Genomic DNA, 24,966 nt, shown 5'->3' on the forward strand with positions numbered 1-24,966 from the left:
ATGTCGATGCCACCAGGTGCCTGCTAAGGTCGGCGCGAAAGCGGAAGGAGCACGGCATGCACGCGATGGGTCGGATGGCGTTGTCGGGGCGGGCATCGCGCGCGGCGTGCGCGCCGCGCATGCCATGAACGCGGTGGATCAAACCGTGCATCCGCCGCGCCGTGCGTTGTGGGGCTGGGCTTCCTACTACGTCGGCAACCACGCCTTCACCACGGCGGTGATCTCGGTGTTCTTTCCGCTGTTCTTCAAGGAGGTCTGGAGCAGCGGCGTCTCGGTGGAACTGAGCACGCTGCGCCTGGGCATCGCCAATTCGGCCGCCAGTCTGCTGGTGGCGGTGACCGCGCCGCTGCTGGGCGCGATCGCCGATCGCGGCGGTCATGGCAAGGGTTTCATGCTGATCGCCGCCGGCCTCGGCGTGGCGCTGATGCTGGCACTGGCGGCGGTACCGGCCGGTGCCTGGGCGTGGGCGGCGGTGGCTTACGTGCTGGCCAGCGCCGGCAATTTCTGGGGCAACGTGTTCGGCGATGCCATGGTGCTGCGCGTGGGCACGCCGGGGCGCATCGAGCGCACCTCGGCGATCGGTTATCTCGCCGGTTATGCCGGCGGTGGCGCGTATCTGGCCATCGCCGTGGCGCTGAGCCTGCGCCCGCACTGGTTCGGCCTGCCCGATGCCGGCGCCGCGGTGCGCTGGATCTTCGCGCTGGGCGCGCTGTGGTGGGCGGCGTTCACGCTGCCGCTGATGTTGTGGGTGCCGGCCGCGCGCAGCGCCGAGTCGCGCCTGCCGCTGCGCCGCGCGCTGCGCGAGGGCGTGATGCAGTTCTTCGCCACCGTGCGCCATGTGCGCGCCTACCGGCCGATCGCGCTGTTCCTGGTCGCGTACTGGCTGTACATCGATGGCGTCAACACCGTCATCCTGATGGCGGTGGATTACGGCAAGGCCATCGGCCTCGGTAACGGACCGCTGATCCTGGCGGTGCTGATGGTGCAGGTCATCGGCATCCCGGCGGCACTGCTGTTCGGGCGCCTGGGCGAGCGCATCGGACCCCGGCGCGGCATCCTGATCGGCCTCGGCGTGTACGTGGCGGCCAGCGCGTTCGCCGCGGGCATGCGCCACGCCTGGCAATTCTTCGTGCTGGCCGCGGCGGTGGGCATGGTGCAGGGCGGCGTGCAGTTGCTGTCGCGTGCCTACTTCGCGCGGCTGGTGCCGCAGGATCGCGCCGGCGAGTTCTTCGGCTTCTACAACATGCTCGGCGAATTCGCCGCGATCCTCGGCCCGCTGCTGATCGGCCTCACCAGTTACCTCACGCATGACCCGCGCGCGTCGATCCTCTCGGTGATCGTGCTGTTCGCGGTCGGCGGCGGGCTGCTGCTGCGCGTGCCTGCGGTACGTGCGCAAGCCTGAGTGTTGCTGTGGCCCATGATTCGCGGCGTCTCCACAGCGCCTTGCCTTGCCGGCGCCTGGTCTGCATGCGCCGTAAGCAGGATGGCTTGACGCCAAGCACCTGCCACGCAAAGGTGCGCGGCAGGTTCGCCCTGTGCAGGAGTGTCCGCGTCGATGCGGCTGACTCGCAACCCATGGCTGGTGAGCGCGCACGCCCTGGTCGTGTTGGCCGTTGCGGCCTGTGCGTTGGCTTTTGCCCTCTACCGCATCACCACAGATGCAAGCATTCCCGGCGCCGATCCGCACGACCGCTACTGGGCGTTGGGTTATGCACGGCCTACGGGCGTCAATTTCGGGACAGTCGGCAGTTGGACGGTCGATGACTTGCCGCCCTTGCTGCCGCACGGGTTCTCCATTGGCAGTGCTGACTCGGCAAGCTCGAGTTTTTCCCTCAAGCGCGGCGGTACAACGCAGAAAGTCGTTAGCGAATGGGTTCAAGGCGACTATCTGGCCGCGCTGCACTTGCACGTCTTGGCGGGCCGGTTGCTGACATTGGCCGACGTGTATCACGCGCGGCCCGTCGCAGTGATTTCTGAATCTGTCGCGCGAAAGCTGTTCGGCGGCGCGGCGGCGGCCATCGGCCGGCACCTCTACGGACCCAGTGGTTATGCCGTCACCGTCGTCGGCGTTCTGCCTGCGACCTTCACCGGTACGTGGCGCGCGGATGTTGCACGTGTGTGGATCCCGTTCGATCTTGCAAATGCGTGGTACGAGGGCCAAGTGTTGCATCCCAAACCGGGTCAACGCGCGGACCTGATGAACCCGGAAATGGGTATCGCGCCCCTGTTCAGCACGCCCGCCCATGCCTCCCGTGTCGAAGTCGACACCGTCCTGCAGCGGTTGCTGACCAACCCCACGACACGCAAGCTGTTCCCACCTGATGTGTCGGCACTGGTGCCGTCGCAACCCTACAGTCCTTTTCCGGATTCCGAACAAGCGGCCGCGCGGCGCGTGCGCCTGTTTCTCGGTCTGGCCCTCGGCGCACTGGCGCTGGCCGTGGCCAATGTGCTGGCCATCACCTGGCTGCAGTATTTGCGGCAACGCCCGGTGCTGCGGCTGGAGCGCATTCTGGGTGCGCAGCGTGCGCATTGGCTGCGCCGTGTCCTCGCGCGCGGTGCGCTGACTTTCCTGCTTTCCTTTGCTTTGGCGCTGCCGGTGTTCGGGCTCGCGGTGCATTTGCTCAAGCGCGAGATCAAAGAAAGCTATCTGGCGCAGTACCTGCAAGTGCATCTGCTATGGGCTTCCTTTGCATCGTGGCTCGCGTTGCTGCTGCTCGTGTTGTGGGTGGTCGAGAGCACGCCATTCCTGTTGCTGCTGTGGCGCGAGCGCGTGGATGAAGGCCCGCGCGTCATCGGCAGCGCCATGGATCGGCGCGTCGGGGCCGGATTGCAGGTGCTGGAAGTCCTGTTGGCGGCGACGCTGAGTGTCACGGCAGCGTGGTCGATGCAGCAGGCCTGGCGCATCGCGCACGCCAACCTCGGCTTTCTGGAGCGTCCGGCAACCCTGGTGACGATCGCACCGCGTGATGCCCAGATCCCGCTGCCTCTGGAGACGGCACAGCATGCCGAGTTGCTGATGCGCCAACTCGTGCAGGCGACCCGTGGCGTGATGCCTGGCGCGATGGCCGGGTTTGGGCCGCAAATCAGTGCCCATTACTTCGGTTTGCAGTACCCGCATACGATCAGTGTCGGCACGCGAACCGGGGACGCCTGCCACATTTCCATGACGCCCGACTGGGTAATGGCAACCGGCATGCATCTGCTCGCCGGTGAGAATCTTGCGATCCGGCCGCAGGCGAACGAGGTGCTCATCGACACGACTGTTGCCGACCAGCTGTTCGGCTCGCCTGCGGCGGCCATCGGGCGGACCATTGACGACAGTGGGTTTCTGCCGAACTCCGGAGCAGTGGTGCGTGGGGTCGTGGCGCCGATCCAGTTGGCGGGCGCCGGGCAGCCACAGTGCCCGAGCGTGTTTAGTGACAAGCGTGTCAATGGCCTCAATTTTCTCTATACGAATAGCACCCTGGCCATTGCCCGCGTCACGACCGCGACACAGCGCGAACGCCTGCGTCAGGTGTTGAGCCGCACCTTGGCGCAGCAGGGTGCCGCAAAGTTCTCACGCGTCGAGCGTATCGAGGGCAGCGGGGCGATGCGTGCCCGGCTGGCGGCGCGCGTGGTGAGTCAGGCGCAGCACATGGCATGGCTGGCACTGTTTGCCTGGGCGATTGCATTGATCGGCATCCTGGCATTGCTGCGCTTGTCGTTGGCGCAGCGCAAGCGGCTGCTGGCGATACGCAGCGCTCTGGGCGAGTGCCCGACGCACGTGTACCGCGAGGTCGTACTGGGTACGCTGTTGCTGGCCGGCCTCGGCATGGGTGTTTTGCTGTTCTTTCTGCCGTGGCTGGCGCAGCAGTTCGCGCTGCTCTCCGGCGCGCAGGCGGCGCCGTTCGGCGCGGCCACCTGGATTGCGCTGGCCGTGCTGCTGTTGGCGGTGTTCCTCGTCGCGCACTTCCCCGCGCGCCGCGCCGCGCGCGCCGAACCGGCGACGAGCCTGCATGAGTTGTAAGCGCGCACGCATTGAATGCCGGGCGGCCATTCCCGCTGCAGCCTCCCCGGCGCGTGCATACGTCTGCTTTACGAATTCGCCAGGCGCGCGCGGCCACGCGATTCGCGCCGGTTGCTCGCAGGGCGCGGCCGGGCTGGTGTGACGCAGCGCCAAGACGCGCAGGTCGCTGCAGCGCAAAGTGGCTTGCGCGCGGGCCGGCATTACGTCGTGTAGTCCGCGTGTAGGCGCCGGCGGAACCACATGCTGTGCGCACCGGTCTGATGTCCGCCTAGCGGTGCGTGCGTCGGCTTGCCCCAGTCACCAGCATGATCATCGCACCGCGCGTTGTCACCGCGCGCCCGCGTCCACGGACCTGCGTCCATCGCCTGATGAGGATCATCCGACCCATGAACCCGAAATCGCTGCATACCACCCTGACCTGCGCCATCGCGCTGGCCCTGATCGCCGGCACCGGCGTGGCCCGCGCCGCCGATACCAGTGGCGCCGATGTGCGCGTGCTCAGTTTTCATGCCGATGTGCATGTGCAGCCAGGCGGTGCCTATACCGATGCGCAGACGCAGGCGATCGAGGCGCTGACGCGCACCGGCGCGCAGTCGCTGAACCCGTACCAGGAAGAATTTTCCAAATCGATGTCGACGCTGAAGGTGGAGTCGGCCTACATCGTCAAGGCCGACGGCCAGCGCATCGACATCCCGGCCGCGGATATCGTCGTGCGTCCGGCGCCGGCGCCGCCGGGTTCGGACGGCTCGCCGATCTACGACAACAACATGATGCTGAGCGTGGCGCTGCCGGGCTTCAACAAGGGCGACATGCTGCATCTGCAGACACTGAAGACGCAGACCAAGCCGTTTTTCGTCAACCAGTTCTTCGACGTCTGGGGCCCGGCCGAAAACCAGTCCGCACGTGATCAGAAGATCGTCGTGCACGGTCCGGCCGGCATGCACTTGCGCGCCGCGCAGCGCGGCGGCTGGACGATCGCACGCAGCAGCGCCGGCGGCGTCGATACCTTCACCGCGACGCTGGCCGAGCACCACGCCGAGTTCCCCGGCACCGCCACGGTGGATGCCTCCGACTACAGCCCGGTGTTCGAGGTAAGCAGTTTCCCCAGCTGGGCCGCGGTGGGCGCGGCGTACTGGTCCACCGCGCAGGCCAAGGCGGCGGTGACGCCGCTGGTCAAACAGGTGGCTGACCAGGTCGCCGGCAAGCTGCACGGCTGGGACGCGGTGAAGGCGCTGTACATGTGGGAATCGCAGCACATCCACTACATCGGCCTGGAGCTGGGCGTGGGCGGCTACGTGCCGATCTCGGCCAACACCACGCTGAAGACCGGCTATGGCGACTGCAAGCAGCACTCGACCCTGCTCGAGGCGCTGCTGGCCGCGCGCGGCATCCAGGTCGATCCGGTGCTGATCAACTGGAGCAACGGCTTCAACCTGCTGCCGCTGCCGGGGCTGGATTTCAACCACGCCATCGACTACGTGCCCAAGTACCACGTGTTCCTCGACGCCACCGGCGAGTTCGAGACGCCCGGACAACTGGCCATTGGCGAGCGCGACAAGCCGGTGGTGATCTCCGGCCCGCATCCGCGTCTGGCGCGCACGCCGGGCGCCGAGTCCGCGCATAACAAGCTGGTGTATGACGCGACCCTGCATCTGGCCGCCGACGGCACGCTCACTGGCACGGCGCACATGACCACGCATGGCTGGTGGGCGTGGTTCAACCGCATGATCTTTTCCGAGGTGCCGCCGGGTGCCTACGGCCGCCTGATGAACATGCTGCTGACGCCCAGCGGCGGCGGCAGCGGCAGCTTCCAGCCGGGCAATCCGCAACTGCTCGACCAGCCCATGCAGGTCGCCGCGAGCTGGACCACACCGGCCTATGCGCTGCCGGGCAAGACGCTGAGCGTGCCGCTGCCGGCCGGTCCCTACCTGGTGCCGAGCATGGCCGGCACCTCCGACCCGGTCAGCGCGTTGACCGCAGTGATCGGCCCGGACAGCCGCCGCCACAGCGTGAGCACCTATTTCGGCGAGGTCGATTGGCACAGCACGCTGAGCCTGCCCGCCGGCTATGCACCCACCTACCTGCCGCCGGACGAGAACCTGCACAACGCCGCCGGTCGCTTCACCTACACCGTGAAAGACACCAACGGTACGGTGAGCGCGAGCTACCGGCTCAAGCTGGACCACATCGTGTACACGCCGGCGCAATACCCCGCGCTGCGCGCGCTGATGCTGGCGGACCTGCGCGCGCAGCGTGCCCCGCTGGTGTTCCACCATACTTGAAAGGACCTGCCATGAAGCTCACCAAGACCGCAATCGCCGCCGCGATTTCACTCGCTGGCCTGGTGCTGGCCGTGCAGGCCAATGCCGCGCCCGCCGCGCCGCAGGTCAACGATCAGATCCTCAAGCAGTCCATCGCGCTGCACGTCAACGCGGACGGCAGCTACAGCGAAACCGTGTCGCGCGTGTCGCAGCCGCTGACCATCGCCGGCGTGTCCGCGGTGGGTCACGTCGAGATTGCCTATCCGGCCAATTTCGCCACGGTGAAGGTGCTCGATGCCTACACCGAGACCGTCACCCACCAGCGCGTGAACGTGCTGCCCTCGCAGATCTTCAACCAGTCCACGCCGACCGCGGTGCAGGCACCGTTCCTCAGCGACGGCCACGTGATGAGCCTGCTGTACTCGGCGGTGACGCCGGGCGCCGAGGTGCATCTGAAGTATGTGGAAACCTTCAGGCGCCCCTACCTGCCCGGCGTGTACGCCATCTCCGAGGCGCTGGCGCCGGAGGTTCCGGTGCAGGCCACCGACATCAGCATCACCGCGCCCAAGAGCATGCACCTGCACTACCAGGCACGCGGGCCGTGGCATGAAACACGCACGTCCACGGGCGACATGCAAACCTTGACCGCGAGCGCGGCTTCGCCCTCGGTGGACTTCCCGCCGATGAACACCGCCGCCATCACCCAGTACGCGCCGATGGCGGTGCTCAGCACGGCGGGCGACTGGCCGGCGATCGCGCGCGCATACGACCAGCTCGCCGGCAACGCGATGCAGGTGACGCCCGCGATCCGCGCGATGGCGCAGAAGGTCGCCGACGGCGCCGGCGGCGAGGTCGCGGTGGCCCGCATCTATCACTGGATGCAGCAGCACGTGCAGTCGGTGAATGTCGATTACCACCACGCCGGATTCCAGCCGCCCGCCGCGCAGAGCACGCTGGCGCGCAGTCTGGGTGACAGCAACGCCAACGTGGCCCTGCTGTGCGCGATGTTGCATGCGCAGGGCATCGCCGCGGTGCCGGCGATGATCTCGCCGTCGCAGCGCTTCGTGCCGTACCCGGGCGCCGATCCGTTCGCGTTCAACCATTTCCTGGCCTATGTGCCGGCCTACCACCTGTTCCTGGATACCAGCGCGCGCTACGCCGGCGTCGAAGCCTTGCCCGCCGCCGATCAGGGCCGCCCAGTGCTGATCACCGGACCCAACCCGCAGTTCACGCGCACGCCCGGCCCCGCGCCCGGAGAGGTCGAAGCGCGCGAAGTGCAGAACCTCACGCTGCTGGGCAACGGCGATATCGACGGCAGCAGCGTGATCACATCGGCCGGCTGGCGCGCCATGGAAGTGCGTCAGGACGTGCTGGGCGATCGCAGCGGCCGGCGCCTGCAGCAATTCATGCAGAACGGTTTCTATCTTGGCGGCAAGGCCGGCTCGATGCGCCTGGTCGCGGTGCGCAATCGCGAGGATCTGGACAAGCCGGTCGAGATGACCCTGCAGTGGCATGAAACCGACGCCGCCATCCCCGGCAAGCAGATGGCCTTGCTGCTGCCCACGCCTGGCACCATCGCCGGCACGCTGGCGCCCTTCACCAGCCAGGCCACGCGCACGGTGCCCAGCGTGCTGCAGCCGGTGACCATCCAGCAGACCATGCACCTGCATCTGCCCGCCGGCATGACACCCGAGGATCTGCCACAAAACCAGAACACGAGCACGCCTTTCGGCACCTACACGGTGAACTACCGCTACGCCGATGGCGTGCTCAACGTGGACAAGCAGCTGCAGCTCACGCAGTTCGTGGTCAGCCCGCAGGATTACCCCGAGCTGCACAAGTTGGCGCTGCTGGCGGTGAGCAGCGAGCGCAAGGCCGTCGTGCTGCACGCGAGGGCCGGGGCAGCAACAAGGCGCTGATGATCGGCCGCGGGCCGATCATGCGCAGGCGAACACGGGCGGGCACCCATTCTCGTCATTCCCGCGCAGAGCCTGCCCCCGCGAAGGCGGGGGCGGGAATCGCTTCATCCCGGCGAGGCAGGTTATCTCCTTGCTAGGCACAGGTCTGTGGCGTTTGGATCCCTGTCCCCGACACAAGCATTCGGGGATGACGTTCCTGCGCGGGGATGACGGCGCGGGCGTTCGCGAGGATGGCGTGGGCCTTGCAGCGCGTCGCGCCGGGTTTGCCGGTGTTCCCCTCTCCCGCCGGGAGAGGGTGGCGCGCAGCGCCGGGTGAGGGTGCGCGCTTGCGCAGCGCGCCGCGTATCAGCACTTGCCGTGGGCGTTGAGCCACTGATTGACAGCGCCAAGCTGATGGGCTGATCGTTGTGCAACGGATGGGGGGAGGTGCAGCGATGCGCAACACCGCAACCTGGATGCAGGGACTGGCATACGCGCTGCTGGCGCTGGCCATCGCCGCCGCCGCGCTGGCCTTCGCCACCTTGCGCGTGCTGGACAGTGGCGCCATCCCGGGTGCCGCGTCGGGCTATCGCTACTACACGCTGGGCGTGATGCGCAGTACGGGCCCGAGCTTCGCCATGGGCAGCATCGTCATCGCGCAACTCGATCCGCTGTTTCTCCGCACGGTGGCAGCAGGCATGGCCACCGACCAGAAGGCTTCGTTGCGCGCCGTGGCGGCTGGTGCCACCACGGTCACGGCGCGCGTCGATATGGTTACCGGGGATTACATGCGCGCCCTGCATGTCTCACCGCTGGCCGGGCGCCTTCTGCAAGCCAGTGATGTGGCCGACTGTGCGCCGGTCGTCGTGCTCAGTGCGAGTCTGGCGCAACAGTTGTTCGGCTCGCCTGCACAGGCTGTCGGACGCAGTCTGCGCATGGCTGCCGATGCCGGCGTGAACGGCCCCCTGCTGCGCGTGGTGGGTGTCGTGCCGGATACCTTCAAGGGGCTTGATGTGCAACGGCCTGCACGCGCATGGGCGCCGGTTCCGCAGTTGCCCGCACTCAGTGGCGTGCATTTTCCGATGTGCACGGCATCCAAGCCACATGATGGTGCGATTGCCTTCAGTATCTTCGGCCTACCCGCCGTGCTCAGCGCGCCGGCGAGCGTGTCGCTGGCGCAACTGGACACGCTGCTGGCCAATGCCTGGCAACGTCTGCCGGCCTCCGCACGCGGCAAGGATCAGCTCGGCCTGGTTGTGTCCGCACCGTTCTCGCTGTCGCCGCAGGCGCGTTTGCAGGCCGCGCATCGCACCACGCTGTACTTGGCATTGGCCATCGCCGCGCTGGTGCTGGCCACCATCAACGTGTTCACTCTGCGCTGGTTGGCGCTGGTGCGGCGCCGGCATGTGCTGCAACTGGAGCGCGTGCTCGGCGCCACGCGCGCCTATCTGCGCCGACGCTACGTGCTGCGCACGGGGGCGCTGGCGCTGGCGCTGCTGCTGGCCAGCACGGTGCTGAGCGCTTTGGGCTACTGGGCACTGCATGCGCTGGTCGGACACGACAGCGTGCTATGGGCCAGCCTGAGTCTGCCGGCGCTGGCTGGCGAGCTGGTGTGGGCCTTGCCGCTGCTGCTGCTGATTGTGGTGCTGGCCGAGGCGCTGCCGCTGCTGGTGCTGCTGCAGCGCGAGCGCATCGATGGCGGCAGCCGCGTGGCGCTGTCGCGCGCGGATCGCGGCATCGGCATCGGCGTGCTGGTGGCCGAGGTGCTGCTGGCGGCTGTGATGAGCTGCGCGGCGGCCTGGGCGTTGCACTACGCCTGGCAGCAGCGCCATGCGGACCTCGGCATGCTGCGTGCGTCGGTCACGATCGTAAGCATCACTCGCAAGCCCGGCGATGCCTCGGGGATGGTCGTGCTGACCAAGTCATCCGCCAAGATTCCGGCCCAAGTGTTGTTGTTCGATGTCCTGCAACGTGCCACGTGTGCGGTGGTGCCGGACGCCCATCTGGCAATCGGCCCATTGCCCGTCAGGGCCACACTCTCGACGTCCAATTCCGTCACGGCCGGCACGCGCGCCACGTCGGTGATGTCCGTTGCCGCCAACCCTGCCTGGCGCTCCGCGGCTGGCGTGCGACTACTGGCCGGGCGCAATTTCACGGCGCGCAGGCCCGATTCACAAGCCGTGCTGATCGATGCCCACACCGCGCGCGCCCTGTTTGGTCATGTGCGTACTGCCATCGGTGGCGTGATCGATCAGGATGGCAGCACATCGCACGTCATCGGCGTGATCGCACCGCTGTATTTGCATGGTCCCAGCCATGATGCCGCGCAGGTGGTAATCGGCGATTTCCGCGCTGGTCAGTCATTTTTCCCGCTCATCGGCGGCACCGTGTTTTTCCGCCCCGCGCTTGCAGATGCACGCACCGCGCAACTGCGCGCCGCGCTGGATGCGGCCCTGCAGCGTCAGGCGCCGACCTTGCAAGTGACCCGCATCGAATCGAGCCAGCAAGTCCTGGCACGGTTGACCCGGACACAGACACGTCAGGCGCAGGTGTTCCTCGCCATTGCGTTGTTCGCCTGGGCGATCGCGCTGTCCGGCGTGGCCGCGCACCTGCGGCTGTACCTGGCCATGCGCCGACGACTCGCTGCCATCCGCTCCGCGCTGGGTGCCGGGCCGCGCCGTCTGTACGGCGAGGTGCTGGGCGGCACGCTGGCTCTGGCGGGTGCGGGTATCGCGCTGTCGCTGTTGGCGGCGCCGTGGCTGGCGCAGCAGTTTGCGTTCTTGTCCGGCGCGCAGGTGGCGCCGTTCGGCGCGGCGACGTGGATCGCCTTGGCCGTGCTGCTGCTGGCGGTGTTCCTGGTGGCGCACTTCCCCGCGCGCCGCGCCGCGCGCGCCGAACCGGCGGCGAGCCTGCATGAGCTGTAGATACTCGCAGCGATGAACCCCACAAGTGCATCTCGCAGCAAAGGCGCTCCGACTCTGCCGCGTTCGCGTGCTTGCGTCTTTGCCGATGCGAGGCGCCGGCTGGAAGCCCGGTGGTGCAAACTGATCACGGAAAGTTGGGCTAGACTGATTCCATGACTGAAAACACCGAGAACCTGCTGCTCGAGATGCTCAAGGGCCTGCGCAACGAGGTCCGGGATTTTCGCGTGCGTTTCGAAAACGATATGGACGACTTGAAGGCGCGCATGTCGAGCTTGGAATCCGCCATGGTTGGCGTGAAGCGCGAGGTTATGTAGGGCGACGAAGTCGATGCCCGGCAACAGGTGCTGCTGGATCGCATCATCGAGCGCATCGAGCGTATCGAGCGCCGCCTGGAGCTTGAGGACTGAGGCCCGCACCGGCCTGCAGCCATCGTTTGCCTGATCGCAAGGCCACTGTCGCGTCCAGCAATGCGCCAAGCGCGTTCGCCCCTCGCCAGGGTGCTGTGCGCGTTGACGGTTATGCTCACGCTGCGGGCCGGTGCCCTGGCTGGCGCAGCAGTTCGCGTTCTTGTCCGGCGCGCAGGTGGCCCCGTTCGGTGCGGCCACGTGGATCATGCTCAGCGTGCTGTTGCTAGCGGTGCTCCTCGTCGCGCACGTCCCCGCGCGCCGAGCCGGCGGCGAGTCTGCATGAGCTGTAGGCACGGATGCGGCAGGTGGTCATGTAGCCAAATCGATGGGTCGATTCGCGCTACACGGCGCGCCATATCAGATGCGGGTGCTGAAGTCCGAGTGGACACCGATGCTGGCGGGCGCGAAGGCTGCCCTTCCGCTGTGGCGCGCAGGTGGTGCATTGTCGCCGGCATTTCGCAGTCGCCGCGTCGTTGACAGACGCGCCAGCGCTGCGGGACGCTGCGGCCCGGTCGGCCATGGATATCGAGATGCCGCAGCGCGCATGGTGGTGGCAAGGAGTTGCGTATGCGCTGCTGGCGCTGGCCATCGCCGCCACCGCGCTGGCGTTCGCGGTATCGCAGGCATGGAACTCGCCGCTGATTCCTGGCGCCGCGCCGGGGTACCGATACTTGGCATTGGGTTATCGACGGGCCAGTGGCAATGACTTCGCGAGTCTTGCAACCAACGAACTGCCCGCGATCCTTCCCAAATTGCCAGCGGATTGGAGGCTGGGCACCGAATTCTCGTCGGACGTTTCACTGGCGTTGCGCCCTGACAAGGGCATACCCGCGGTCCGGGTCGGTTTGATCTTTGGTGATTACCTGCAGGCGCTGCACTTGCATCCTCTTGCAGGGCGTCTGATCAGTCTGCGCGACCAGGAGGACGGCAATGCGGTGATCCTGTTATCGGCAGGTCAGGCACAGCGTTGGTTCGGCAGCGCACAGGCTGCAATCGGGCGTGTGGTCCATGACTCGCATGGTTTGGCATTGCGCGTGATCGGCGTGCTGCCGAATGCGTTCCAGGGTACCGAGCATCTGTTTTACCGCAGGCCGACGGTGGCGTGGATACCGGGCACGCTGGTGGTGCTGCTCAGCAACGGTCATTGGCCGACCTCGAATGGGCACAAGCCAGCCGGCAATCTGCTGGCGCGAATTCCGGTCACTGGTCCAGCGCCGCTGCTCAGTGTGCCGGATGATGTCGGCGTTCCGCGGTTGTACGCGGAACTGGCGCGAGTTTACGCGCAGTCGCGCTTGCGACTCTCGAAGGATGTGCGCGGGTTTGCCGTCGCGGCGCCCTACAGTCTTACGCCATCGATACAGCGTCAGTACGCGCAGCGCATGCGTCTGTTCCTTGGCCTCGCTCTCGCGGCGCTGGTTCTGGCCGCCATCAACGTGCTGGTGTTGCAGTGGCTCGGCTATCTGCGGCGACGTGGCACGCTGAACCTTGAACGCGTGCTGGGTGCGCGTCGCGGTTTTCTGATGCGCAGGATGTTGATGCGCGACCTGCTTGTGTTAGTTGCGCTACTACTGGGTTCGACGTTGCTTGCCGTGCTGGGTGCCGTCTTCCTGCGACATGTGGTGAGCAATCTCGCGCCGGTCGTGACGGTGGGCGCCCTGCTGGCGCCGCTGGCCCGGATACTGCCTGCAGTCGTGGCGGTAGTGATGCTGGCTGAACTGCTGCCCATGATGGTGTTGCTGGGTCGCGAACGCCTGGATGGCGTCCGCACGATATCCGGCGCGCGTGGCGATCGTGTGTTCGGTGCGCTGCTGCTGACCAGCGAGATCAGTCTTGGCGTGGTGATGAGTGTGTTGGCGGCGTGGGCCATCGCCTATGCCTGGCACGCCACGCATGAAGATGTCGGGTTTCTGGATCGGCCGGCCACCCTGGTCGAGATAAGGCCGCAGGGCGACGTGTTCGGGGCGCTGATGCATCCGGACCTGCGCAAGGCGCAGGTCTTTCTGCAGCAGACGCTGCATGTTCTGGCATCGGCACAGCCCGGGGTGATTGCCGGCGCAGGTCCACAGATCATGCGCAACACGGGCTACGATTTGCCGAAAAGCATCAACGCCGATACACGCAGCGCAACTGCCTGCGTGGTCAGTGCCACGCCCGGATGGATCACGGCGGCGGGGGTGCGTCTGCGGGCGGGCGTGAATTTCGACACCCACCACGCGCAGGCCGATCAGGTACTGCTGGACGCACGTCTTGCCGAGCAGCTGTTTGGATCGGCCAGGTCTGCTTTGGGGCGTTCGGTCAGCGAACAGGGCGCACCAGTACCATGGCGCATCATCGGCGTGGTGGCGCCGGTGTACTTACATGGCACCCAGCAGGACCATTGTCCGGTGGTGTTCGAGGACCTGCGCAACTCGAAGTTCGGTCTCAGCGGTAATCCACATACGCTTGTACTCGCCGGGCATCAGGACGCGGCCCAGCGGCAGACCCTGCGCGAACGTCTCAATGCCTTCTTCCAGCGCGAGCATGCTGCTTTTGAGATCGAAAGCATCCGCAGCACTACGCAGACGCGCGACTGGCTGGCCGCGCAGCAGATCACCGAGTCGCGCGTATTCACGCTGATCGCGCTGTTTGCCTGGGCCATCGCGCTGTCCGGCATCGTGGCGCTGCTGCGCCTGTATCTGGCGCAGCGGCGGCGCCTGCTGGCGATCGAAAGCGCATTGGGCGCCACGCCTTCGCGCATCTACCTCGGCGTGGTGCTGGGCACGCTGGCCGTGGCCGGCATCGGCGCGCTGATCGCCCTGCTGCTGTTGCCCTGGCTGGCCACGCAGTACGCGCTGCTGTCCGGCGCGCAGGTTTCACCCTATGGCCAGGCGACATGGATCGCGCTGGCCGTGTTGCTGCTTGCGGTGTTCCTAGTGGCGCACTTCCCCGCGCGCCGCGCCGCGCGTGCCGAGCCGGCGACGAGTCTGCATGAGCTGTGAGTCGCGCGAGGATGGCGGGGCGGCTCATCAAGCTTACGCAAACGTATGGATACGACTGGTAGTTGTGTAGCCGGATGGATGCAGTAAATGCCCCGCACGACCACTTGCGCAGGGACTCCCGGATGAGTGCGGCAGATTCGGCAGCGGGGTTTCGTCTGTTTCGGTCCGCGGCGCTGGAGGCGCAGCGTCAGGCGCTGTTGCGGCGTGTCCCGATCAATCCGCCATTGGTGCACGGGTCCGCGCACGGCGAGCCGCCGATGGCTGTGGTTCCGGGCTGATCAGGTGAAGGGAAGAATCGCCGCGTATCTGATGCTGGGCGTCGCCCTGGCGGCGACGGTCTTCTGCTACATGCTGCTGCAAGGGATGGCAGGCAGCCAGATCGCGGGCGCTTCGCCGCAACGGCGCTATTTCACGCTGGGTGTGCAAACGGCGGGTGGTGTCAATTATTCCGTCAGTCCCAAGCTGGCTGCCGGGTTGCAGCAGCGTCTGCCGGATGCGTTCGCCGTTGCCGTGTCGTTCGACGGACCACCCCGATTTTCCAGTCTGGTCTTGCCGGACGGTTCGAAGCGTGTCGCCATGGCCCTGGATTCGGTCCGTGGACAGTACTTCCGGGCCGTGGATCTGCGCCATGTGCTGGGGCGGGTGATTTCGCCAGCCGAGGAACGGGCGAACGCACCGGTGATCGTGATCAACCGCCATTGCGCGGATGCGCTGTTCGGCAGCGCGCAGGCGGCGCTCAACCGCGCACTGATCCTCCACATCGGTGGCGGCAGTTCCGCGGGACCGCGGCAGGTGCAGGTCATCGGCGTGATCATGGGCGGCTTCACCGGAATCCGCGCCTACGACGAACATTTCCGGCACGAGCCGGTGGCTTGGGTGCCGCTTGCGTTTCCAATCGGTTTTCCGACGCTGCTCAGTGTGCCCGCGAGCTTGCCGCAGGGCGAAATCCGTCACGACCTCGACCTGGCCTGGCACGGTCTGCCGGAGACAGTCAGGGGCGTGGGCAACCACGGTCTGGTCTTCACCCAGCCGTTTTCCACGGATCCTGATGCCGTGGCTGCCACAGCACACAAGCTCGGGCTTTATCTGGACCTGGCCGGTGCGGCACTGCTGCTGACACTGGTCAATCTCATCGCGGTGAACTTTCTCGAAGCCCTGCGCCGCCGCTCGGTGCAGGCCATCGAACGCACCCTGGGCGCGACACGCGCCTGGCAACTGCGGCGGGTACTGTATCGATCTCTGCTTGGAGCACTGGTGAGTCTGCTGGTCACCGGTGCGCTGCTGGTCGCGGCTCTCGTGGTCGCGCGGCGCGCCATCGCCGCCATGGGCGGGTTCGCGTTGATGTCGTCGCCGTGGGCGCGCGTCGGGCGAGTGTTGGATTGGCCGCATCTGCTGATCCCGGCACTTGCGCTGATCGTGGCGGTGGTCCTGGTCGAGGTGCTGGTGCACGCCGGGTTGCTGGCACGCGGGCAACAGGGATCCGGCTCGATGCAGGTGAGCAGCCCGCGTGGCGAACGGCGGATCGGGGGTGTCATCCTTGCGCTCGAGTTCACCCTTGCGGCGTTGCTCGCGGTATTGGCTGGATGGGGCGTGCAGTATGCCTGGCGTATGGCGCACCAGGACCTGGGCATGTTGCGTGGGCAGCGGATCACGTTGCTGTCGACGAAGCTCAACAAGGCCTATTCCGCTGCGCATCCACACGCATGGATGGAAGGGGTCACGAGTGCCGTGCTGGCCGCCGATCTGCGGCGCGCCATTGCCGGCGTCGAGCCGCAAGCGGTGGTCGCGTTCGGACCGGTGGTCGGTGTCCCATTTCGCCACAGCGATGGCAATTTCAAATTCAGTGAAATGACGCTCGAAGCGGGCCAGTCCCGCATCGGCACGCATGGGTTCGTGGCTTCGCCGGGTTGGCTGCAGGTCGGCGCAGTGCAACTGCTGGCCGGGCGCGGTTTCAGTCGCGACGATCCTGATCCCCACGCGATCCTGATCGATGCCGATGTGGCGCGGGCCTTGTTCGGCAACGTGCGGAACGCGGTTGGAAGGGAAGTGCACACCAGTGCATTCCCGCATATGCCGTCGCGGACTATGCGCGTGCGCGGGATCGTTGCGCCGCTGTACCTGGAGGGGCCAGGACATGCGCCGGTGGCCAGCTTCATCGAAGCGATGCAAGGTGGTGACCAGACTTTCCGGTTCATGGGCGGGGATCTCCTCATCCGCCCGGCGCTCCCCGTCGCAGCCTACCCGGCGCTGCAGGCCGCGGTGCAGCGCGTCTACGCGAAGGATTCGCCAACGATCGAGGTTGCCGGAGTGCGGTCGAGCACCCGGCAGCTCAATCGGCTCAATCGTCCCCAGCGGATCCTGGCGACCATCTTCGGTGTGGTGGCGGGTTTCGCTTTGCTGATCGCCCTGACCGGCCTGGCCGTGTTTTTGCGCCTGTTCCTGGCACTGCGCAAGCGGGTGGATGCGATCCGCCAGGCGCTGGGCGCGAGTCCGCGTCGCTTGTATATCGGGGTGCTGGCGGGCACCGTGTTGCTGTGTGTGGCCGGCGCCGTGCTGGCCCTGCTGTTCACACCGTGGCTGGCGCAGCAGTTCGCCCTGCTCTCCGGCGCCCAGGTGGCGCCGTTTGGCTCGGCGACGTGGATCGCATTGGCCGTGCTGCTGCTGGCGGTGTTCCTCGTCGCGCACTTCCCCGCGCGCCGTGCCGCGCGCGCCGAGCCGGCGGAGAGCCTGCATGAGCTTTGATCCGCCTCGCAGCAGCTTGACGCCATCCGCGACGCGCGCGAGGGTGCGCAAGCCCTGCCTTACCCGAGCGATAGCCGAATTCTGTGGATGGTGGTTTGGAGAAAACGGAGAAAACCGATGACCACGCTATGGTTCGAAATCAAAGGTGCGTACAGGGCGCTGAATCGTTCGCGCGGATTTTTCTGGGGTGTGGTGGCGTTGTTGGCGTTGGCGATTGCGGCGAGCTGCGCCGCTTTCAGCGTGCCTGTGTCTTTGTTGCTGCGCCCGCTGCCGGTGCATGCGCCGCAGCGGTTACTGCGGCTGGATGCGCATCAGCTTGGTGAATCTTCCTCAATGCCTTGGTCGTATCCCGATTTCAAGAGCTTTCAGGATTCAAGCGGAAGCGCATTTTCAGGCATGAGTAATTTTTCGGTGATGGGTGTGTCTTTCGATTCGCGCGGGCGCGTGCAGTCCATGCCTGCCGCAGATGTTGGCGGTGAGTTCTTTCAGACGTTGGGTCTACATGCTTTTCTTGGTCGCACGCTCGTGCCAGGTGATGACACGGCAGCCAATCCAGCGTGGGTGGTGGTGGTCAGCCGTGCGTTTTGGCAGAAGCAATTGCACAGCGATCCACAGGCAGTCGGCAGCATGCTGCACCTCAGTGGCCACGCCTTCCGCTTGGTCGGCGTGGTGGACGGGCACGGTGTGTTTTCGAGTCTGATCGCACAGCCGCAAATTTTCATTCCAACACATACTGCTGCGCTGCTTTCCCACGGCAATGCGTTGAATCAGGAAGGCGCGCGTTGGATACAAGCAATTTTCGCGCGTCTGCGTCCCGGTGTCAGCCGTGTCCGTGCGCAGCAGCAAGTTGGTGCCGTCGCCGCGCAACTGCGTCAACGCGGACTGTGGAAGCCCGGCTGGATTGCGCGCCTCGACCATGCTGGTACTTTCGCGAGCTTCATGCCGAACGTCAGCGCGAGAATCCTCCATCAGGCACAAATGGTATGGGTGGCTTCACTGTTCGTCGTATTGATCGTGCTGGCCAACGTGGTCAGCTTGTTCTTGGTGCGTGCACTCAAACGGGTACGCGATCAGGCTGTGTCGATGGCGCTGGGCGCGCGCTGGTGGCAACGTGCATTACCCGGTTTGGCCGAAGGTTTGCTGATCGGCGTCATCGCAGGCGTGATCGGGCTGCTGCTCAGTATCGTGCTGTCGGCTTGGCTGATGCACTGGTCCGCGCTCGCCGGCAAATTGCCACTGCTTGACTGGCGCGTCGCGATGTATGCGCTGCTGCTGGTAGTTGGCGCAACGCTCGTGATTGGCTTCGCGCCCATGTTGGCGCTGGATGCGCGTCGGCTCATCGAGTATCTGGCTGCGCGGCGTTTGGAAACGCGTGGTCAAGGGCATCTGCGCAGTGCGTTGGTGATGTTGCAGGTGGCGATCTCAACGGCACTGCTGATCGCATCGCTGTTCGTATTACGCTCGCTGATTACGCTGCAACAGACCAATCTGGGCTTCGATTCGTCCCGATACTTGGTCGCGCAACTCGATTTTTCGCAGGTGCTGAAGAAGCCCGATTTCAACGCGCCGCTGGGCATACTGGATACATTGCGGCACGCCGTGAATACCGTGCCAGGCGTTGCCGGGGCGAGTTTCAGCACCAAGGTCCCATTCGATGGCATCTCGATGAGCACCAACGCGCACATTGCCAACGCTACGCAGGCGGACCCGGTATCACTGACGACCGTCGCAGATGATTACTTTCAGATCATGGGCATGAAGCAACTGCTCGGGCGTCCGTTTTCAGCTTATCCGTCAGGCCAGCAAAACGTCGTGATGGTCAATCGCGCGTTCGTGAACAAATACATGGGCGCTCAGGGCATGCCAATCGACGAGGATATGCGAATCGAAGGGCAGATTTATCGCATTGCTGGTGTTGTATCGGACATACGCGCCGATGACCCCGCGCAACCGCCCGTGCCTTATGTGTACTTTCGTTACCCGGCGCAGGCTGGGCCGTACCTCGAAATGACTATTGCCAGCACGGGCGCGCACGCGACGTCAGCGTTGGCGCATGCTGTCAGCGCCGCATTGCATCGCACCATGCCGCAGTTGCCGGATGCGGATGTGACGCCGATGAGCGTCAGCCTGCAAGGCTACTACGCCTCGCGTAAGACGATCGCCAAGACCCTGGGAATCGCCGGACTGGTGGCACTACTCGTCGTGGTGTTGGGTATTTACGCAGCGCTGGCTTATGACGTGGCGCTGCGCCGGCAAACGCATGCGATCTGGATGGCACTGGGCGCGCGTCCCGCGCACGTCGTCGGTTGGAGCGTGCGCCGCGGCGTGACGCTAGTCGCGCTCGGCCTGATCTTGGGCAGCGCCGCGGGCGTGTATGCGATGCGTTTTCTGCAGCGCTATCTGTACGCGATGACGTTGCGCGATGCGCTGCTGGTGTTGCTTGTGGTCGGCATCTTGCTGCTGGTGGCCGTGATCTCGGCGTTGGTATCCAGCCGCTCCGTGTATCGCCTGGAAGTGGCGGAGTTGCTGCATGAGCTTTGAGCCGCCTCGCAGCAGCTTGACGCCATCCGCGACGCGCGCGAGGGTGCGCGGCAGGCCCGCCTTGCGCGGGCGCCGCAGGGACTGCCCGTGCCGATGAACGATGCCCCGCGCCCGGACCTGTTCGAGACCATGGACGTGCGCCGCGGGCCGGTGCACACGCCGTGGTGGCGGCGCCGGCTCACTTGGGCGCTGGTCGCGGCCGCTGCCTTGATCGTGCTGGCGGCGTGGGCGTGGCGGCTGAGCGCGCCGGGCGTGGCGCAAGTAGCGCGTTCCGAGGTATGGCTGGGCACGGTGACGCGCGGGCCGTTCGTGGTGCAGGTGCAGGCCGCGGGCAAGCTGGTGCCGGCGGAGTCGCGCTGGGTGGCGGCGCCGGCGTCCGGCATCGTCGAGGCCAGGTATGTCGAGCCGGGGCAGGCCGTGGCGCTTGGCGCGCCGTTGCTGAAACTCTCCAATCCGCAGGTGGCCAACGCCGCGCAGAGCGCGCTGGCCGACTACGCCGCGGCGCGGGCCGACCTGCTGGCCAAGCAGCAGTCTCAGGAAAGTACGGTGCTGGCGCAGCGCTCCAGCATCGAGGCGATGAAGGTCAATGTGGAAAGCGCGGCGATGCACCTGAAGGCGGATGCCACGCTGGCCGCGCAGGGCATCGTGCCGAAGTTCACGTACGACGACGAGCAGCTGAAGTTCAAGCTCCTGCAGCAGCAACTGGCGTTCGAGAAGGAGCGCCTGGCCAGGCTGCAATCGGGCAATGCTTCGCTGATGGCCGCCGAGCGCGAGCGCGTGCGCCAGGACAAGGCGCTGGCCGATCTCAAGCAGCAGGAGCTGGCGGGCTTGACCGTGCGCGCGCCGGTGGCCGGGCAGGTCGAGCAGCTCGATGCCGAGACCGGCGAGGAAGTGGCGCAGGGCAAGAACCTGGCGCGGGTGACCAACCCGGCCGCGCTGATGGCGCAGGTGCAGGTCAGCCAGTACGACGCCGCCAGCGTGCAGCCCGGCCTGCCGGCGCTGATCGATCCGCGCCAGGACAAGATCCCCGGCCGCGTGCTGCGCGTCGATCCCAAGGTCAAGGATGGTCTGGTCACCGTGGACGTGCGTTTGCTCAAGCAACCGCCCGGCGGCCGCGTCGATCAGAGTGTCGACGCCGCGATCCGCATCGCCCAGTTGCCCGATGCGCTGAGCGTGCCGCGCCCGGCCAACGTGCACGCCAACAGCACCGCCGCGGTGTTCGTGCTGGCGCCGGGATCGAATCGCGCCATGCGCCAGAACGTGCGCTTCGGCCTCGGCTCGGTGGACCGCATCCAGGTGCTGTCCGGTTTGGCGCCGGGCGAACAAGTGATTCTGTCCGACACCTCGGCGTATGCCGGGGACCATGCCCTCGAACTGCACTGAAGGAGTCCGCCATGAACGCCACGCCACCCGTGATCGACCTGACCGGCATCAGCAAGCGCTTCAGCACCGAGGAGGTGGACACGTACGCGTTGCGCGGCGTGGACCTGCGCATCGAGAAGGGCGAGTTCGTCGCGGTGTCGGGGCCGTCGGGTTGCGGCAAGTCCACGCTGATGGCGGTGCTGGGGCTGCTGACCGGCTTCGAGCAGGGCAGTTACCGGCTGGCCGGGCGCGATGTCGGCACCTTGAACGGCGACGCGCGCGCCACGGTGCGCAACCAGCACATCGGCTTCGTGTTCCAGAGCTTCAACCTGATCGGCGATCTGAGCGTGCTGGACAACGTCGGCCTGCCGCTGAAGTTTCGCGGCGGCGTGAACAAGGCCGAGCGGCACCGCCGCGCCGAGGAGTCGCTGCAGCGCGTCGGTCTGGCGCAGCGCCTGAAGCATTTCCCGCACCAGCTCTCCGGCGGCCAGCAGCAGCGCGTGGCGATCGCGCGCGCGCTGGTCGGGCAGCCCGACCTGATCCTCGCCGACGAGCCGACCGGCAACCTGGACTCGCAGAACGCCGAGACGGTGATGCAACTGTTCGCCGAGCTGCACACGGCCGGCGCGACGATTTGCATGGTCACCCACGACGCGAGCCTGGCCGCGCGCGCGCAGCGCATCGTGCACATGCTCGATGGCCGCGTGCAGGCGGCGGTGCAGCAGGCCGCGTGACGCGCCGCCCGCGTCGCAGCGCCGAGTTTCAGCGCAGCGACACCACGCGCACGACGGTTTCCAGGTAGTCGCGAAAGCCCATGCGCTGGTACAGCGCGCGGGCGTGTACATTCGCACGCATCACGTGCAGGAAGGGCTGTTCGCCGCGCAGCATCTCGCGACGCACCAGCTTGAGCATCAGCCGCCGTGCCATGCCGCGGCCCTGGAAATCAGGGTGCGTGCAGACGCCACTGATCTCGCGCAGCGTACCGGCCTGGAAACGCTCGCCGGCCATCGCGACCAGCCGTTCGCCATCAAAGTAGCCGAAGTAGTCGCCAAGCTCCGGCGTGCGCAGGCCGAAAGGTCCAGGCTGCGTCTGCGCGGCCAGGGTCAGGGCTTGTGCGGCGTGCTCGGGGCGCAGCGGCACGGCGTCGCTCGCGGGGTCATGCGCGGGGATCGGCGCATCCCACACCATCTTGAACATGGTGGATTCGGCGTCGATCTGCCAGCCCGGCGGCGCCTTGCCTGACCAGCGATCGCAATACAAGCGCTCGCCGGCTGCGCAAAACGGCGCCAACGCGTCGAAGTCGGGGGACTCGGCCTCGGCGAAGCCGGCGATGGGCGAGAATCCGCGCGCGTAGCGGCGCGCCTGCGCGGTGCCCGCGGCGAATCCGGCCTGCGTGCCGGACAGCGTGTTCCAGATGATGTTGTCGAGCAGGTGCAGGTCGGACATGGTGATGAGTTCGCGGTAAGAAGATGCAACCGGTGCGCGCGCAAGCCTCCTGCACGCTGTGCCGTCGCAGGTGCGTCAGTGCAGGACGAAAGCCGCATTGCCTTCGAGCGCGAGCAGCGCGCGCTTGACCTCGAGTCCGCCGCCGAAACCGACCAGGCTGCCGTCACGGCCGATGACGCGGTGGCAGGGCACCACGATCGGCAGCGGATTGCGGCCGTTGGCGGCGCCCACCGCGCGCCGCGCGGCCGGGTTGCCGATGCGCGTGGCCAGCTCCGCATAGCTGATCGTGGTGCCGTAGGCGATGCCGCGCAGCGCGTTCCACACCTGCAACTGGAACGGCGTGCCGAGCGGGTGCAGCGGCAGATCGAACTCGCGCCGCGCACCGTCGAAGTATTGCTGCAACTGCGCGCGCACCGGCGCCAGCCGGGACGGGTCGCGATGACCTGCAGTGTCGTCCGCGCGCGGGTGCCGCTCGTGCTCGAAGCAGATGCGGCGCAGACCGCTGGCGTCGGCGATCAGGCGCAGCGGTCCGACCGGCGTCGGCATGATGTCGAAGCACAGCGTGGCGAGGTTGGGCGTGGTGTGGGTCATGTGGATGTCCCGGAGCGTGTGGCGTGGCGCCAGAGGTGGATGACGGCGTAGGCGCGCCACGGTCGCCAGGACTCCGCGCGCGCGCCCAGGGCTTTGGCACTGAGCGCGTGCGCGCCGTTCGCGGCGGCGCGGCGCAAGACCAGATCATTGGCCGGAAACGCGTCCGGGTGCGACAGCGCGCGCAACGCGATGTACTGCGCGGTCCACGTACCGATGCCGGGTAGCGCGGTACAGCGCGCCTGCCACGCATCGAGGCTGTGCGCCGATGCAAAATCCAGCGCGCCGTCGCGTACCGCGCAGGCCAGCGCGTGCAGCGTCGCCGCGCGCATGCGCGTCACGCCCAGCGTGGCGGGATCGATGTCCGCCACGCGCGCGGCGCCGGGAAACAGATGCGTGAGCATGGGCGCATCGGCGAAAACGACACGCGGCCCATGCGCGTGCAGCAGGCGCAGCGCCAGGGTGCGTGCCGCGGCCACGCTGATTTGCTGTCCGAGCACCGCGCGCACCGCCAACTCGAAGCCATCCCATGCGCCCGGCAGGCGCAGGCCCGGATGGCGACGCAGCAGCGGACGCAACTGCGCATCGCGCGTCAGCACTGCGGCGATCGCATGCGGGTCCGCGTCCAGATCGAACATGCGCCGCACGCGCGTGACCACGGCCTGCAGATCGGCCGGGGCCACGCCGTGCAGCGCCAGGTGCAACGCGTGCGCGCCATCGCCGCTGGCGCTCACCTGCAACCATGCGGGCCGTTCGGCGCTGCCGATCGCACGCGCATAAGAAACCGCATCGACCTGCTCCAGCCCGGGCAGGGCACGTGCGCGCAGAAAATCCAGCAGCGCCGCAAAATCGTACGGCGGGCGGTAGCCGAGTCGCAGCCGCAGCGGTTCGCCCGCGCGCGCGCTTGCGTCGGGGTGCTTGCGCAGCGTGCGCGGCGCCAGCCGATAGGCCGACTGGAACGCGGCGTTGAAGCGCCGCAGGCTGCGAAAGCCCGAGGCCAGTGCGATCTGCGTGATCGGCAGCGCGGTTGCGCCGAGCAGTTGCTTGGCGAACAGCAACCGCCGCGTGGCGTGCACCTGCATCGGCGTGGCGCCGAGGCGCGCGACGAACAGGCGCCGCAACTGGCGGTCGCTGAGCGCGAGTTGCCGCGCCAGCTCGGCCAGCGAGTGCTGCTCCAGCACGCCGGCGTCGATCAGGCGCAGCGCCTGCGCGATGTGGCTGTCGCCATGGCGCAGCACGTCGCCGTGCGGTGCCAGTTCGGGCCGGCAGCGCAGGCAGGGACGGAAGCCCGCGGCCTCGGCTGCTGCCGCGTTGGCGTAATAGCGGATGTTGTCGCGCCGCGGTGGCGGCGCGGGACACACCGGCCGGCAATAAATGCCGGTGCTGGTGACGGCGGTGAAGAACAGGCCGTCGAAGCGCGCATCGCGGCTCAGCCGCGCCTGCTCGCAGGTCTGCAAGTCGGGCAGTTCGGGCGTGGCCGGATCGCGCATCATGCTGCGCACGCTAGCACTGGCGGCGCTGCGTGACTGGCCATTTTCGGACGGCAGTGCCGCAGGCCTCGTTGGCGTCGTCGCCGCCGCCGCCGCGCCGCGCATCGATGGATACGCGCCGGGATGACGTGGCAAAGCGAGCGCCACCGGGGCCCGCAGGGTGCGCGTCCTGCGCAATGAGGGGATGGGCCGGGCCAAGGTGGCGCTCAGACCATCAACGCGCGGCGTGCGCCTGGGTTGACCCGCGTGCGGCGGACGGCGTGGATCGCGCGTCGCATCGCGGCTGCAACCGCGTGCCTGCCAACGCCTGCGCGCGGGCGGAC

General features: G+C 67.0%; 16 protein-coding genes and 1 pseudogene. 14 read left to right on the forward strand and 3 right to left on the reverse strand.

Going from position 1 to position 24,966, the window contains the following annotated elements:
- The first annotated feature begins 124 nt into the window (after positions 1 to 124).
- The 13 genes and pseudogenes from Mschef_RS07815 (at position 125) to Mschef_RS07860 (ending at position 21,853) form a co-directional block, all read left to right on the forward strand.
- Entirely contained in the window at positions 125 to 1,402 is a 1,278-nt protein-coding gene (locus tag Mschef_RS07815) for an MFS transporter (RefSeq protein ID WP_081129912.1), read from the forward strand.
- A 153-nt stretch (positions 1,403 to 1,555) separates the two neighbouring features.
- Positions 1,556 to 4,006 carry an ABC transporter permease gene (locus Mschef_RS07820; protein ID WP_081127256.1) on the forward strand — a complete coding sequence of 817 codons (2,451 nt, stop codon included), beginning with the start codon at positions 1,556 to 1,558 and terminating at the stop codon, positions 4,004 to 4,006.
- A 386-nt stretch (positions 4,007 to 4,392) separates the two neighbouring features.
- Positions 4,393 to 6,288, forward strand: a complete 1,896-nt coding sequence (locus tag Mschef_RS07825) for a DUF3857 domain-containing protein (RefSeq protein WP_081129913.1) — start codon at positions 4,393 to 4,395, stop codon at positions 6,286 to 6,288.
- Positions 6,289 to 6,299: 11 nt separating this feature from the next.
- Positions 6,300 to 8,186: a DUF3857 domain-containing protein gene (locus Mschef_RS07830; protein ID WP_081127257.1), complete on the forward strand. Its 1,887-nt coding sequence runs from the start codon at positions 6,300 to 6,302 to the stop codon at positions 8,184 to 8,186.
- A 434-nt stretch (positions 8,187 to 8,620) separates the two neighbouring features.
- On the forward strand, positions 8,621 to 11,089 hold the full coding sequence (locus Mschef_RS07835) for an ABC transporter permease (protein ID WP_168708950.1): 2,469 nt from the start codon (positions 8,621 to 8,623) through the stop codon (positions 11,087 to 11,089).
- 152 nt (positions 11,090 to 11,241) lie between these two features.
- Entirely contained in the window at positions 11,242 to 11,403 is a 162-nt protein-coding gene (locus Mschef_RS17680) for a hypothetical protein (protein WP_168708949.1), read from the forward strand.
- Positions 11,404 to 12,014: 611 nt separating this feature from the next.
- Complete coding sequence (locus tag Mschef_RS07840) at positions 12,015 to 14,474, forward strand: ABC transporter permease (protein WP_081127259.1); 2,460 nt, start codon at positions 12,015 to 12,017, stop codon at positions 14,472 to 14,474.
- 122 nt (positions 14,475 to 14,596) lie between these two features.
- Positions 14,597 to 14,752: a hypothetical protein gene (locus Mschef_RS17685; protein WP_176212429.1), complete on the forward strand. Its 156-nt coding sequence runs from the start codon at positions 14,597 to 14,599 to the stop codon at positions 14,750 to 14,752.
- Positions 14,753 to 14,756: 4 nt separating this feature from the next.
- Positions 14,757 to 17,216 carry an ABC transporter permease gene (locus Mschef_RS07845; RefSeq protein ID WP_136256528.1) on the forward strand — a complete coding sequence of 820 codons (2,460 nt, stop codon included), beginning with the start codon at positions 14,757 to 14,759 and terminating at the stop codon, positions 17,214 to 17,216.
- A 117-nt stretch (positions 17,217 to 17,333) separates the two neighbouring features.
- Positions 17,334 to 18,011: pseudogene (locus tag Mschef_RS18430) on the forward strand (ABC transporter permease); the annotation flags it as partial.
- Between the two features lie 192 nt (positions 18,012 to 18,203).
- A complete protein-coding gene (locus tag Mschef_RS18095; RefSeq protein WP_242426493.1) occupies positions 18,204 to 19,757 on the forward strand; it encodes an FtsX-like permease family protein in 1,554 nt (517 codons plus the stop codon).
- 93 nt (positions 19,758 to 19,850) lie between these two features.
- A complete protein-coding gene (locus Mschef_RS07855; RefSeq protein WP_081127262.1) occupies positions 19,851 to 21,140 on the forward strand; it encodes an efflux RND transporter periplasmic adaptor subunit in 1,290 nt (429 codons plus the stop codon).
- 11 nt (positions 21,141 to 21,151) lie between these two features.
- Complete coding sequence (locus tag Mschef_RS07860; protein ID WP_081127263.1) at positions 21,152 to 21,853, forward strand: ABC transporter ATP-binding protein; 702 nt, start codon at positions 21,152 to 21,154, stop codon at positions 21,851 to 21,853.
- Positions 21,854 to 21,881: 28 nt separating this feature from the next.
- On the opposite strand, the gene Mschef_RS07865 is transcribed toward Mschef_RS07860, so the two are convergent.
- The 3 genes from Mschef_RS07865 to Mschef_RS07875 form a co-directional block, all read right to left on the reverse strand.
- Positions 21,882 to 22,565 (reverse strand): GNAT family N-acetyltransferase, encoded by a 684-nt coding sequence (locus Mschef_RS07865; RefSeq protein WP_081127264.1) that lies wholly within the window; start codon positions 22,563 to 22,565, stop codon positions 21,882 to 21,884.
- A gap of 75 nt (positions 22,566 to 22,640) precedes the next feature.
- Complete coding sequence (locus tag Mschef_RS07870) at positions 22,641 to 23,156, reverse strand: methylated-DNA--[protein]-cysteine S-methyltransferase (protein ID WP_081127265.1); 516 nt, start codon at positions 23,154 to 23,156, stop codon at positions 22,641 to 22,643.
- Positions 23,153 to 24,643, reverse strand: coding sequence for a DNA-3-methyladenine glycosylase 2 (locus Mschef_RS07875; protein ID WP_081129914.1), 1,491 nt, complete (start codon positions 24,641 to 24,643; stop codon positions 23,153 to 23,155). Before Mschef_RS07875 ends, Mschef_RS07870 begins: the two co-directional genes overlap by 4 nt.
- A 1-nt stretch (position 24,644) precedes the next feature.
- Between Mschef_RS07875 and Mschef_RS18265 the strand changes: the two genes are divergently transcribed.
- Positions 24,645 to 24,770, forward strand: a complete 126-nt coding sequence (locus tag Mschef_RS18265; protein ID WP_276967684.1) for a hypothetical protein — start codon at positions 24,645 to 24,647, stop codon at positions 24,768 to 24,770.
- Positions 24,771 to 24,966: the final 196 nt, after the last annotated feature.

This window comes from Metallibacterium scheffleri, from assembly GCF_002077135.1.
GTDB lineage: Bacteria > Pseudomonadota > Gammaproteobacteria > Xanthomonadales > Rhodanobacteraceae > Metallibacterium > Metallibacterium scheffleri.